Raw genomic sequence first — 13,595 nt, forward strand, 5'->3', positions numbered from 1 at the left:
CCATTTTAATAGCTACAATTCCGGCTTCAGTACCTTTATTGCCATGTATCCCTCCGCTACGGTCTATAGCCTGCTGAAGAGTATTATCTGTAAGCACGCAAAACACTACCGGCACATCGGTTTGAACATTAAGGTCTTTTATCCCCTGCGATACAGCTTCACAAACAAAGTCAAAATGCTTTGTTTCACCCTGTATAACACTTCCTATAGCAATAACCGCATCTACATTCTGCGTATCGATCATTCGCTTAGAGCCATAAATAAGCTCAAAACTGCCAGGTACATCCCAGGAAACAATATTCTCCTTTAGAGCACCATTTTCAAGTAAAGCTTCTATTGCTCCTTTATAAAGGCCTGAAGTTATATTTTCATTCCATTCAGAAACAACAATCCCAAACCGAAAATCTTTCGCGTTTGGGACTGTGTTTTTATCGTATTGTGATAAGTTTTTATTTACTGTAGCCATATTTATTCAGCCATTGCAATATAGGCATCAATAGTAGCTCCTTCCTGAGAAGTGCTGTATTTTTCTTTTATTTCTTTAAAATATTTAAGAGCATCCTCTTTTTGGTTTAAAGCAAGTGCAGTTTGTCCTGCTTTGAAAAGATAACGTGGCGTTATAAGATCGTTAGTTATACCTTTAGCCGCTTTATCATAAAACTCTAATGCCGACTTATTATCTTTTAACTGTGCAAAAGCATCGCCTGTAGCACCTTTTGCCATAGCATTAAGAACTTCATCTTTAGAATCAAATTGCTCTAACTGATCTACAGCCTCTTTATATTTACCTGTGTTTAGGTAAGCAGTACCTGCATAGTAATGTGCAAGGTTAGCAGCATCTGTACCCGAATTGTTTTCTATTATTCCAAGGAAACCTAATTTACCCTCTCCCCCGTTAAGGGCAAGATTGTATAAAGAATCGCTTGCTGTTGGTGCATTTACAGCCTGCTCAAAATATTGCTGAGCCTGGAACATATCTTCTGCAGCAGTGTTCTCTTTTGGATCTACTACCATTTTATTATAACCAAAATAAGCAACTGCAGCTAAAGCTATTACAACTACACCAACAATAATGCCTTTTTGGTTCTTAGCTACCCACTCTTCTGTTTTCGAAGCACCTGCATCAAGGGTGTTAAACACCTCTGCTGTTGTGCTTTTGCCGTCAAAAGTTTCTTCTACAGGTTCAACTTCGTTAATTTCTGCGGGTTTGGGAGCTTTATAGCCTCTTTTGTTGTACGTTGCCATTTATGTTATTTTAATGAGTGGCAAAAATAAAATTTTTATTGAATATTAAAATATCTTTTGTCGATAATTTTCGATAATTTGCGGCTTCTCTATAAAATAGCCCTAAATTATACAAAGTTCTCACAATCAGGATTCCGTTTGCTTCATGTACTTAAAGAATTTATCACTGCTTAACTATAAGAATATTGCCGAGGCAAATTATGAATTTGACCCCAAGATTAACTGTTTTACCGGAAAAAATGGTGTGGGAAAAACAAATGTGCTTGACGCTATATATCATTTAGCTTATGGTAAAAGCTATTTTAACCCGCTGGCAGTACAAAACATAAAACACGGCGAAGATTTTTTTGTAATAGACGGTACTTTTGAGAAAGAGCAACGCAATGAGCAGATTGTATGCAGCCTTAAAAAAGGCATGAAAAAAGTTCTGAAACGCAATGGTAAAATTTACGATAAGTTCTCTGAACATGTAGGCTTTATTCCTTTAGTTATTATTTCACCTTCGGATAATGACTTAATTGTAGAAGGTAGTGAAACCCGCAGAAAATTTATTGACAGTGTAATATCTCAGCTTGACGCCGCATATCTTCAGGAGCTTATAAATTACCAAAAGGTGGTAGCACAGCGTAATGCACTATTAAAATACTTTGCACTTAATCATACTTTTGACAAAGACACCCTTTCTATTTATAACGAACAGCTGGATACACTTGGACAGGCTATTTTTGAAAAGCGAAAACAGTTTCTGGAAGATTTTATACCTATTTTTAATAAACATCATCAGTCAATAACCAATGCTACCGAAAATGTAAGCCTTGTTTATGACAGCCATCTTCATAGTAAACGATTATTAACCCTGTTTGATGAAAACCTGCAACGTGACCGCGTACTGCAATATACCAGCGTAGGCATACATAAAGATGATCTTCTGTTTGAAATTGACGGGCATCCAATAAAAAAGTTCGGTTCACAGGGACAGCAAAAATCTTTTTTAATAGCCTTAAAGCTGGCTCAGTTTGAATTTATTAAAAAACAAAGCGGTGTATTGCCAATTCTTTTATTTGATGACATTTTTGATAAACTGGATGAAACCCGTGTTGCTAAAATTGTACAGATGATAGATGACAAGGTTTTTGGGCAGATATTCATTTCTGACACCCATCCGGAGCGAACAGAAAATATAGTTAAATCCACACATCAGAGTTATAAGATCTTTAATATGTAATTATCCATACTATAATTTGTTTGTTGGACAATGAGTTAAAAATCAATAATTTTACGATACTAATCCAGACATCATGATATCAAAAGACAGCCTTCAGTTTCTTGAAGATCTTAAACAAAATAACTATCGGGAATGGTTTCAGGCCAATCAAAAAAGATACGAAGAATATAAAAAAGACTATCGCCGGATGGTTGAAGCCTTTGTTGCAGAAATGAGCAAAGGAGATGAATCGCTAAGCCATTTGGAATTTAAAGACTGTTCTTTCAGGATCAATAAAGACATCCGGTTCTCTAAAGACAAATCGCCATACAAAACCAATATGGGTATATGGATGAGTACAGGCAACAAAAACACAAACCTGGCAGGTTACTATGTACATATAGAAAAAGGTGCCGGTTTTATTGCTGCCGGAGTTTATAATCCTGACGCTAATGACCTTAAAAAAATACGCAGTGAAATAGCCGGTTTTTATGAAGACCTTGAAGATATTGTTGCAGATGCTGATTTCAAAAAAATATATGGAGGTCTTGAACGCACTGAAAACAACTCGCTTAAGAAAGCCCCAAAAGATTATCCTAAAGACCACCCAGCTATAGAATTTCTTAAACTAAAAAATTTTGTAGCTGTGGCAAAAATCTCTGATAAAGAAATTGAAAGCAAAGACTTTATTAAAGAAACATCTAAAAAACTTTTAGTATTAAAACCGCTCGTAGAATTTTTAAACCGCGGCCTAACTACAGAATAAGCTTTTAAACTACTTTTGCACCACAAAAACCAACCGTACATATATTATGGAAATCATTGCTAATTATCCTTTAAAAAACCACAATACATTTGGCATAAGTGCATTGGCAAAAGAATTTATTCAGGTACATACTATTACTGAGCTTGCAGAAGTACTTAAACAGAATAAAAACAAAAAACTGTTTATACTCGGTGGAGGCAGCAACATGCTGCTTACACGAGATATTGATGCTCTTGTAGTACATATAGATTTAAAAGGTAAAGAAGTAATAAAATCTGAAAATGGTTTTGCTGAAGTAAAAGCAATGGCAGGCGAAAACTGGCATGAATTTGTTCAGTTCTGTATAAGCAATAATCTTGGCGGTTTAGAAAATCTTTCGCTTATTCCTGGCAATGTAGGCACTACCCCTATTCAGAATATTGGCGCATACGGCACTGAAATTAAAGACACTTTTGTTTCTTGTGAAGCTATGGATATTGCTACACAGCAAATTAAAACCTTTACTAAAGAAGAATGTGAATTTGCCTATCGTGAAAGCATTTTTAAAGGCAAACTAAAAGATCAGTACATTATAGTATCGGTTACTTTTAAGTTAACCACAGAAAATCATAAAATCAACACTTCTTATGGAGACATTGCAGCAGAACTAACTAAAAACAATGTTGTTATACCAACTATTAAAGATGTAAGTGAAGCTGTTACGGCAATTCGCCAAAGCAAATTACCTAATCCGGCAGAACTAGGCAACAGCGGTAGTTTTTTCAAGAACCCCATTATAACAGCCCAAGAATTTGAGAAGGCCTATTTACTCCATCCTACGATGCCACACTACAAAGTATCTGACACTGAAGTTAAAGTACCTGCCGGCTGGTTAATAGAACAAAGCGGTTTTAAAGGCAAACGTTTTGGCGATGCCGGAGTGCATGCAAAACAGGCTTTGGTACTTGTAAATTACGGAAATGCTACAGGCACGGAAATACTTGATCTTTCTAAAAAAATTCAGAATACTGTATTTGAAAATTTCGGTATTGCTATTGAAGCAGAGGTTAATATAATATAAAAATGCGATTCAAAATTAAACGTTCAAAAAACTGATTACTTAACAGCAAACAGTGAACACTTTTAACTAATTTTGCAGCTGAAAACAAAAATGCCGCCCCGCCTATATGCTTAACATTATTTTTTATGCATTTATAGCTGTTGTTGTAATACAGCTGGTATATTACCTTATAATTTTTGGAAAATTTGCTTTTGCACATGCACAGGAAATTACTCCTAAAAAAGTTCCGGTTTCTGTAATTGTATGCGCTAAGAATGAGGCGGAGAAAGTGAAACAATTTATTCCGCTGCTGGCAGAACAAAACTATCCTGACTTTGAAATTGTACTTATTGATGATGCTTCAAGTGATGACACATTGGATATTTTTGAAGAATTCGAAAAGCAGTATAGTAATATACGCCTAGTAAAAGTTGCCAACAATGAAGCTTTTTGGGGTAATAAAAAATACGCGCTTACTCTTGGCATAAAAGCGGCCCGTAAAGAATATCTGCTGTTTACAGATGCTGACTGCTACCCTACTTCTAAAGACTGGATAACTCACATGACATCTCAGTTTACAGCAAACAAAACTATAGTTTTAGGATATGGTGCTTATGAAAAGGTAAAAAATTCTTTTCTAAATAAACTTATCCGTTTTGATAATATGCTAACGGCTACCCAGCATTTTGCATGGGCAAAAATTGGCAGCCCGTTTTCAGGTGAAGGCCGAAATCTGGCTTATAAAAAAGATGAGTTTTTTAAAGTAAACGGATATATAGACCATATGAGTATCCGTATGGGTGAAGATGCACTTTTTCTTAATCAGGCGGCTACAAAAAAGAATACCAAAATTTGTTACACCCCTGAAAGCTTTACGCATTGTGAGCCTAAAAAATCTTTCGGAGCATGGAAAAAACAAAAGAGAAGACAGGTTTTTATTTCTAAATTTTTCAGGTTTGGAGACAGGTTTCAGTTAAGGTTATTTTTCCTTTCACAGTTTTTGTTTATCACATTAGCCATAGTTCTTTTTGCGTTGCAATACAACTGGATGTTTATGGTTCCTGTTGTTGCTGTCAGGTATCTGGGAAGCTGGCTTACAATGGGCTATAGTGCGGCTAAATTAAAAGAAAAAGATACCGTTTACTGGTATCCGGTTATTGAAATAATCCTTATCTTCACACAACTGAACGTTTTCTTTAACAATTTGTTTTCAAAACCTGCCCATTGGAAATAAACTCTCAAATAATACAGCAACATATAGAAAAAGGAAAAACAGGCGACCAGGTTGCCTTTACCTTTTTGCTTGATTTTTTCTGGAACGAGGTTTATGGTTTTATGCTAAAACGTACAGAAAACGAAGCTGACACAGAAGATATAGCAATTGAAACTTTTGCCAAAGCATTTGACAAAATAGCTACATACAATCCGGAATATGCTTTTAACACCTGGCTTATTGCTATTGCAAAAAATGTACACATAGACCTGCTTCGTAAAAAACGATCATCGCTGTTTATTGAAATTACTGACGAAGAAGATCAGCAGGCTTATAATGTTGCAGACAGCTCCCCTTCTCCGGAAGATAAACTTATTAAAGAGCAAAATCTTTCAAGCCTTTTAGAGTGTATAAAAAAACTAAAGCCTCAGTATCAGGAAGTAATTCAGCTTCGCTATTTTCAGGAACTCAGCTATCAGGAAATTGCCGGCCAGCTTAATGAACCTCTTAATAACGTAAAAGTAAAATTACTACGTGCTAAAAAACTGCTTGCAGAAATCATCAGCAAGAAAAATTAATCTCCATTTTTTTGAAGCAGCTTTAAAGTATGTTTCAATGCCTTATTTCCTTTAGAACCTTTAAAATGGCCCGGAAGCACATACTTAGGAGAAGGGTATTTTTCCATTAGTTTAATAACAGACTCATCCCAGGCTTCTACATTCGCATCAGCAATATTACCCAGACTGTTATTTTCAACACTTTTAATAAAACACCCTCCATAAAGAAATTTTTCCTTTGGAAACCATATTACTATATTATCGCGGGTATGTCCTTCTCCGGGATAAAAGGTTTCAAAACGATAACCACCAACATTAAAAACAGTATCTTTTTCAAAAGTATGCTGCGCTATCTTATTACCATTTTTAACCGAGAGCTCTTTTGTATATTTTGATGTATAAGTTGCAATACCTTTATTGGCAAAATATTCAAGCCCTGCAGATCTGTCATCATGAAAATGAGTGGCAATACACATTATTACTTTCTTATTATGCTTTTTCTCTATGCTATCTAAAAGTGGCTGAAACTGGGTTTCATCCCAAGGGGTATCAAACAACACCACCCCTTTATTTGTTACCAAATAAGCACTGTTTGAAGGAAAAGGATTTCCGGAAAATAAGTGATACGTTGTATAACTGTAAATAGTATTGCTGATTTTAGTAAATTTTAGTTTTGTATTTCCGTTTTGCGCCAAAGCTAAAACAGAAAACAACATAGCAATCATTCCTATTAAAATCTTTTTCATAGTTCAAATATAATAATTATTGAAAAAACATCCCCTTCTATTAATCTTACAAATATTTATGAATTTATTTACAATATAAATGTTTTCGAAAACGTTTTAGTTAATATAAATCATTATTAACAACCAAAATCATCTTACAATGTCAAAAGTTAGTGTTTTCGATCACGGATGGATTGACCTTGTTTTTGAAGGTCGCAATCAAAATTACGGAGCCTACCAACTACGTAAACAAGACTCAAAAACTACCATACTTGCTTTTTTTGCAGGTCTTGGTGTAATTGCTCTGTTAGTAGGAATACCTGCTATTGCAAGTCGCTTAAAGCCACTGCCAATACCAGACGAACTTACAGGTGTAGAAATTACTCCCACAACTATAGAAGTAGAGCCTTTTAAAATGCCTGAAACACCCAAACCCAAACCTGAACCAATTGTAGAAGAGCCTGCTGCTCCGGCAGCAGCACCTGCACAAAGTAATGTACCTACGATAGAATTGAGGCCATTTACAGCAACATCAGAACCTACGCCCACCCTACCCACAACAAGTGATTTTGAAAATGCTGTTCCGGCTGCAAACTCTACTCAGGGGACCAGCACACAAATTTCTTTAACACCGGGTACAGGAACATCTTTAACAAGCACAACAACTACTACAGCCGGTACAGGTGATGCAATTGAAACTTTTGTAGACGTTGCTCCTCTTTACCCGGGCGGTTTGAAAGAGTTTTATAAAGATGTTGCTGACAGATTCAGAACTCCCGATATTGAAACCTCAACAGTAAAAGTTCTCGTATCATTTGTAGTAGAGACCGACGGAACGCTAAGCAATATTAAAGCTACAAGAGATCCCGGCTACGGCTTGGGAGCAGAAGCGGTAAGGGTTTTAAAATCTCTTAAAGCTACATGGAAACCGGGAATGAAAGGTGGTAAAGCTGTAAGGACTGCATACAGTCTGCCCATAACCGTAAAAACGCATTAAGAAGTAAGCCCCTTTTTAGGGGCTTACTTCTTAATATTATTATCTGCTAAATATCTATTGAGGCTGATTCTCCTCAAAAACTACCGGTAAACCGGTTTTTTTTATAGTAACCGCATGATAAGGCTGAGAATCTAAAGCTGGCACAGGCTCTCCTTCCTGAGGTTCAGTCTTTTTAATTTTTACTGTTACTTTTCCATCCTGTTTAGTAACAGATGTTATTTCAATATCGTATCCCAATTCATGCCTGTATTGATCAAATACAGCTATAACCTCATAATTTGAAAAATTCACAACTGTATTGCTAAACGTTTTAACTTTAAATTTAAAGTCATTCCATTTCTCATCAGTTCGTATTATATAATAATAGGGTGTAATTTCAGCATTTGAACCACTTCCATCACCTTTTTTTAAAGTTGTAAACTCAAGTTCCACAGGAGTATTATTTGCCCCTCCGGTTTGTTCATTATTATCACTACTGCATCCAATAAGAGAGATTAATACAAAAGCTGCTAAAACAATTTTTTTCATAAATAATTGGTTTGATTAAATTAAGTTGCCGAAATTAAGAAAATAAATAACATCCCTACCAATGATTGTGACAGCTTTGCACATAAGTCAAAAATAGCTGCTGTTATACAAATAAGTAGTATCTTTGCATCTCAACGTTTTTATCTATGGAAACTGTTTTAGACACTATAAAACCTACTGCCTCTAACGGATTGCTTACACAAAAGCCCAAATGGCTTAGAGTAAAGTTACCTACAGGCAAAAAATATACTGAACTTCGCGGCCTTGTGGACAAATACAAGCTGCATACTATATGTACATCGGGCAGTTGCCCAAACATGGGCGAATGCTGGGGTGAAGGAACTGCTACATTTATGATACTGGGTAATACCTGTACACGTTCATGCGGCTTTTGCGGTGTTAAAACCGGACGCCCGGAAACGGTAGATTGGGATGAACCTGAAAAAGTAGCCCGTTCTATTAAGCTTATGAATATTAAGCACGCTGTAGTAACCAGTGTAGATCGTGATGACCTTAAAGACGGTGGCTCTATAATTTGGGCAGAAACCGTTAAAGCTATCCGCAGAATGAACCCTAACACTACGCTTGAAACACTAATACCGGATTTTCAGGGTATAGAAAGAAATATAGACCGTATTATTGAGGTTGCTCCTGAAGTTGTATCACACAATATGGAAACTGTAAAAAGGCTAACCCGTGAGGTACGTATTCAGGCAAAATATGAGCGTAGCCTTGAGGTATTACGCTACCTGAAAGACAACGGTATTAATCGTACAAAATCAGGCATTATGCTTGGCCTTGGCGAAACTGAAGAGGAAGTGATACAGACTATGCACGACCTTCGCAGTGTAAACCTTGATGTACTTACTATCGGGCAATACCTGCAGCCAAGTAAAAAACACCTTCCTGTAAAAGAGTTTATTACTCCTGAACAGTTTGAAAAGTATGAAAAAATAGGACTTGAGCTTGGTTTCCGCCATGTAGAAAGCGGTGCGCTTGTACGTTCATCATACAAAGCACAAAAACATATATTATAATTTTTTAAGTCAGAATGTCATTCTGAATGCAGTATAACGGAATGAAGAATCTCTATTGAGATTCCTCCTATCGTCGGAATGACAACCGTACGAAACAAATGACTACAAAAACAAAAATTGCCATTAACGGTTTTGGCCGCATAGGCCGAAACCTTTTCAGGCTACTGATAAACCACCCTTCTATAGAGGTGGTTGCCATAAACGATATTGCAGATGCCCGCACTATGGCGCATCTTATAAAATACGACAGCATACACGGCATATTACCTTATGATGTATCTCATACCGAAGACAGTCTGATAATAGACGGTAAACCCTACCTTTTTTTAAGAAACAAAAATGCTGCCGACCAAAACTGGAAATCATTAGGAATTGATATTGTTGTAGAATCTACAGGAAAGTTTAAAACACTTGAAGATGCTAATGCACATCTGGAAGCCGGAGCTAAAAAAGTAATTCTTTCTGCCCCGCCGGAAGATGACCGTATTAAAACAGTAGTATTGGGCGTTAATGAACACATACTGGACGGCACTGAAACTGTAATATCTAATGCCAGCTGTACCACAAATAATGCTGCTCCTATGATGAAAATCATTAATGATTTATGCGGAATAGAACAGGCATATATTACAACGGTACACTCTTACACTACAGACCAAAGCCTGCACGACCAGCCCCATAAAGACTTACGCAGAGCACGCGGAGCATCACAATCTATTGTACCTACTACAACTGGTGCTGCTAAGGCACTAACAAAAATATTCCCTGAATTTGATGGTAAAATAGGCGGAAGCGGAATACGCGTTCCTGTACCTGACGGATCACTTACAGATATTACCTGTTACGTAAAGCGTGAAGTAAGTATTGAAGAAATAAATGCTGCTTTTAAAGCGGCTGCCGAAAATGAGCTGGAAGGCATATTAGCATATACAGAAGACCCTATAGTATCGGTAGATATTTTAGGCAACCGGAACTCCTGCCTTTTTGATTCTCAATTAACATCAGTTATAGACAGAATGGTAAAAGTAGTAGGCTGGTATGATAATGAGATAGGATATTCGTCAAGAATAATAGACCTTATTTTATTTTTAGAAAGGTAAATTTTAATCGTTTTTTTGTCATTAGGACGAGAAGCAATCTCTATAGAGATTCTTCACTCCGTTTCATACGTTCAGAATGACAAAAAATAAAACTTTAATATTTAATAATAAGCTCCTTTATAAGTGCTCTCACTTGGGGTTCTGCTTTTTTTGCAGCTTCAAGCACCTCATCATGGCTTAGAGATTCTATACCTTCTTCATTACCCATATCGGTTATAACTGAAAGTCCGAAAACTTCCATATTCATGTGGCGCGCCACAATTACTTCCGGCACTGTTGACATTCCAACACAATCAGCTCCCACTATTTTAACCATTCTGTATTCAGACATCGTTTCATATGTAGGTCCCTGCAAACCCAGATAGATACCATCTTTTACATCTATTTCTTTTGCTAATGCAATTTCTTTAGCTTTGGCAATCATTTTTCTACTATAAGCTTCATGCATATTTAAAAATCGCGGACCAAAACGCTCATCATTTTCACCCCTTAACGGATGCTCAGGAAAAAAATTGATATGATCATAAATAATAACAATGTCACCTACTTTATAAAATGGATTTACACCTCCCGATGCATTCGACACAATAAGTTTATCTATTCCCAAAGCTTTCATTACCCTAACCGGAAAAGTAACCTCCTGCATAGTATAACCCTCATAGTAATGAAAGCGTCCTTTCATAGCTACAACATTATTTTGGCCTATCTTCCCAAATACGAGGCAGCCTGAATGACCCTTTACAGTTGACACAGGAAAATTAGGTATCTCGTTATAATTGAGTGTAAACTCTACATCAATATCATCTGTAAAGCTACCTAATCCTGAGCCTAAAATAACTCCATACTTCGGTGCAAAACCTGTTTTATCCGAAATATATTTAGCTGTTTCCTGTACTTTTTCCCACATACTCTAAAATGGTTTTATCAAAATCATCACTATCAGAAAGAAAACGGCTTTTTATTGGGAGGTAAAACAACTTATCTTTCGGCAGTTTACCCCTTAACCTCATATAATCTTTCTCGGTTGTTATAATTATTTTTTTTCTTGAAAGTTCTTCTAAGTAAACAAGTTCACTTTCCGTAAAATCATGATGATCCGGATACGCTAATACTTCATCTTCAGGCTGATGTAAATAATTAAAAAACGGTTCAGGCTTAGCAATACCTGCAACCAGAGCCTTATTCATATATTTTACATCATTAACATTACGTCTGCCAATTTCAGAATATACTTCATCATCATATTCTATAGAGGTAAAAAATATTTTTTGGTATGGTAACGGTTTAATTTTTTTTATAATATCCTGCTGTTGCTTTTTACTTAAAGCAATCGGGCACTTGGTTACAATAATAATTTTAGCTCTTGTAGCTCCACTCCTGCTTTCACGAAGGTTTCCTGCCGGCAGCAGAAAATCATCCGGATAAATATCGCCATAAGAAGTAAGCAATATATAAAATCCGGCTTTCACGCTGCGATGCTGATAGGCATCATCTAAAAGAATTACCTGGGGCTTTGGCGAAAGTAAAAGCAATTGATCGATCCCATTTTTTCTGTCGGCATCTACAGCGACACGAATGTTAGGAAACTTTTTATAGAATTGAAAGGGCTCATCGCCAAGCATAGCAGCGCTACTGCTAGTACTTCCTAAAACATAGCCTTTTGATTTTCTTTTATATCCCCTGCTTAATGTAGCTACTCTGTATTTATCTGATAAAAGGCGTATAAGATATTCCGTTTGGGGTGTTTTACCTGTTCCGCCTGTACTTAAGTTGCCAATAGCTATTACAGGTTGAGAATACACAAAAGATTTAAAAAACCCTATATTGTATAAAAAATTACGCACTGCAGTAATTATCAGATAAATTAAAGAAAATGGTAATAAAAGCTTGCGTAAAAATTTCATTTAAAAATATATGGATTACTATAACAGCAAAGATAATTTTTTAGGTTCATAAATTTACGTCGATAGCACTTACATATATTTTTTACCTAAAACATTAGAAACCTTTTTAAATTAATTGCATATTTTTTAAACATAACCCAACAATAATTATTAATGCTACTTTTGCAACACATCAATTCCAATTATGAAAATAAAAGACATACTTTCAGTACTAGAACAAATGGCTCCCCTAGCCTATGCAGAAGATTTTGACAACGTAGGACTGCTTACAGGCAATGCCAGTGATGAAGCTACCGGAGTTTTAGTATGTCATGATGCACTGGAAACTGTAATAAACGAAGCCATTACTAAAAACTGTAATCTCATAGTTTGCTTTCACCCTATATTATTTTCGGGATTAAAAAAAATTACGGGTAAAAACTATGTTGAGCGGTCTATAATAAAAGCTATTAAAAATGACATTGCTATATATGCGGTACATACAGCATTAGACAACCATAAAAATGGCGTCAATAAAATATTTTGCGATGTTTTAGGACTAACCAACACCAAAATTCTTATCCCTAAAGAAAATTATATTCGAAAACTGGTAACCTATACAATACCAGAGAATCTTGAAAAATTGCGAAATGCACTTTTTGATGCCGGAGCAGGCAATATAGGTAATTATGAAAACTGTAGTTTTAACTCACAGGGATTAGGAACTTATCAGGGCAATGAAAACAGCAATCCTGAAATTGGTATTCCGGGTGAATTTGTAGAAGCGAAGGAAATTAAAATTGAAGTTACTTTTGAAAAACATCTTGAAGCGAAAATTCTTAAAGCCCTTTTTAATAATCACGTTTATGAAGAGGTCGCTTATGAGATTTACAGTTTGAATAACACTCATCAAAATATAGGTTTAGGAATGACAGGAGAACTGGAAGAACCTATGGACGAGACAGCTTTTCTTAATTTTGTAAAAGAAAAAATGGATGCAAACGGAATAAGACATAGTGCATTTACAGGAAAAAAAATAAAAAAAGTAGCTGTATTAGGCGGATCGGGTAGTTTTGCCATTAAGAGTGCAATTGCCGCAGGAGCAGATGCTTTTCTTACCGCCGATTTAAAATACCATCAGTTTTATGAAGCTGAAGGCAAGCTTTTACTGGCTGATATAGGGCATTTTGAAAGCGAAAGATATACAAAAAACTATATAGTTGATTATCTTACGAAAAAAATCCCTAATTTTGCATTCATTTTATCGGAAGAAAATACAAATCCAGTTAAGTACTTATAAA

The 13,595-nt window shown here is 35.9% G+C and carries 15 protein-coding genes; 9 read left to right on the forward strand and 6 right to left on the reverse strand.

Annotation, left to right across the window (positions count from 1 at the left end):
* Window positions 1–466: 6,7-dimethyl-8-ribityllumazine synthase (gene ribH / locus NHE85_RS01750; RefSeq protein WP_252809084.1), on the reverse strand; the 466-nt coding region annotated here is incomplete at its 3' end.
* Window positions 467–468: 2 nt separating this feature from the next.
* Entirely contained in the window at window positions 469–1,245 is a 777-nt protein-coding gene (locus tag NHE85_RS01755) for a tol-pal system YbgF family protein (RefSeq protein WP_252809086.1), read from the reverse strand.
* A gap of 145 nt (window positions 1,246–1,390) precedes the next feature.
* On the opposite strand from NHE85_RS01755, the gene recF reads away from it, so the two are divergent.
* The 5 genes from recF (at window position 1,391) to NHE85_RS01780 (ending at window position 6,045) form a co-directional block, all read left to right on the forward strand.
* Window positions 1,391–2,470 carry a DNA replication/repair protein RecF gene (gene recF / locus NHE85_RS01760; protein ID WP_252809087.1) on the forward strand — a complete coding sequence of 360 codons (1,080 nt, stop codon included), beginning with the start codon at window positions 1,391–1,393 and terminating at the stop codon, window positions 2,468–2,470.
* Between the two features lie 73 nt (window positions 2,471–2,543).
* The gene (locus NHE85_RS01765) at window positions 2,544–3,215 is read left to right on the forward strand and encodes a DUF2461 domain-containing protein (RefSeq protein ID WP_252809090.1); all 672 of its coding nucleotides are present in this window, start codon (window positions 2,544–2,546) and stop codon (window positions 3,213–3,215) included.
* A 46-nt stretch (window positions 3,216–3,261) separates the two neighbouring features.
* Window positions 3,262–4,275 (forward strand): UDP-N-acetylmuramate dehydrogenase, encoded by a 1,014-nt coding sequence (gene murB / locus NHE85_RS01770; protein ID WP_252809092.1) that lies wholly within the window; start codon window positions 3,262–3,264, stop codon window positions 4,273–4,275.
* A 106-nt stretch (window positions 4,276–4,381) separates the two neighbouring features.
* Complete coding sequence (locus tag NHE85_RS01775) at window positions 4,382–5,488, forward strand: glycosyltransferase (protein ID WP_252809094.1); 1,107 nt, start codon at window positions 4,382–4,384, stop codon at window positions 5,486–5,488.
* On the forward strand, window positions 5,479–6,045 hold the full coding sequence (locus NHE85_RS01780) for an RNA polymerase sigma factor (RefSeq protein WP_252809096.1): 567 nt from the start codon (window positions 5,479–5,481) through the stop codon (window positions 6,043–6,045). Before NHE85_RS01775 ends, NHE85_RS01780 begins: the two co-directional genes overlap by 10 nt.
* Here NHE85_RS01780 and bla read toward each other — a convergent pair.
* Entirely contained in the window at window positions 6,042–6,770 is a 729-nt protein-coding gene (bla, locus tag NHE85_RS01785) for a BlaB/IND/MUS family subclass B1 metallo-beta-lactamase (protein WP_252809099.1), read from the reverse strand. The genes NHE85_RS01780 and bla overlap by 4 nt on opposite strands.
* A gap of 139 nt (window positions 6,771–6,909) precedes the next feature.
* Between bla and NHE85_RS01790 the strand changes: the two genes are divergently transcribed.
* A complete protein-coding gene (locus NHE85_RS01790; RefSeq protein WP_252809101.1) occupies window positions 6,910–7,746 on the forward strand; it encodes an energy transducer TonB in 837 nt (278 codons plus the stop codon).
* Between the two features lie 54 nt (window positions 7,747–7,800).
* Here NHE85_RS01790 and NHE85_RS01795 read toward each other — a convergent pair whose 3' ends face one another.
* A complete protein-coding gene (locus NHE85_RS01795) occupies window positions 7,801–8,274 on the reverse strand; it encodes a protease complex subunit PrcB family protein (protein WP_252809103.1) in 474 nt (157 codons plus the stop codon).
* 146 nt (window positions 8,275–8,420) lie between these two features.
* On the opposite strand from NHE85_RS01795, the gene lipA reads away from it, so the two are divergent.
* Complete coding sequence (gene lipA, locus NHE85_RS01800; protein WP_252809105.1) at window positions 8,421–9,311, forward strand: lipoyl synthase; 891 nt, start codon at window positions 8,421–8,423, stop codon at window positions 9,309–9,311.
* Window positions 9,312–9,409: 98 nt separating this feature from the next.
* Window positions 9,410–10,411, forward strand: a complete 1,002-nt coding sequence (gene gap / locus NHE85_RS01805) for a type I glyceraldehyde-3-phosphate dehydrogenase (RefSeq protein ID WP_252809107.1) — start codon at window positions 9,410–9,412, stop codon at window positions 10,409–10,411.
* A 94-nt stretch (window positions 10,412–10,505) separates the two neighbouring features.
* Here gap and NHE85_RS01810 read toward each other — a convergent pair whose 3' ends face one another.
* Both NHE85_RS01810 and lpxK read right to left on the reverse strand, forming a co-directional pair.
* On the reverse strand, window positions 10,506–11,318 hold the full coding sequence (locus NHE85_RS01810; protein WP_252809109.1) for a purine-nucleoside phosphorylase: 813 nt from the start codon (window positions 11,316–11,318) through the stop codon (window positions 10,506–10,508).
* Complete coding sequence (gene lpxK, locus NHE85_RS01815) at window positions 11,290–12,315, reverse strand: tetraacyldisaccharide 4'-kinase (protein WP_252809111.1); 1,026 nt, start codon at window positions 12,313–12,315, stop codon at window positions 11,290–11,292. The genes NHE85_RS01810 and lpxK overlap by 29 nt, the downstream gene beginning before the upstream one ends.
* Window positions 12,316–12,499: 184 nt before the next feature.
* On the opposite strand from lpxK, the gene NHE85_RS01820 reads away from it, so the two are divergent.
* On the forward strand, window positions 12,500–13,594 hold the full coding sequence (locus NHE85_RS01820; RefSeq protein ID WP_252809113.1) for a Nif3-like dinuclear metal center hexameric protein: 1,095 nt from the start codon (window positions 12,500–12,502) through the stop codon (window positions 13,592–13,594).
* Window position 13,595 lies beyond the last annotated feature (1 nt).

Origin of the sequence: Flavobacterium sp. NRK1 (genome assembly GCF_024054175.1) — a bacterium.
Classification (GTDB): domain Bacteria; phylum Bacteroidota; class Bacteroidia; order Flavobacteriales; family Flavobacteriaceae; genus Flavobacterium.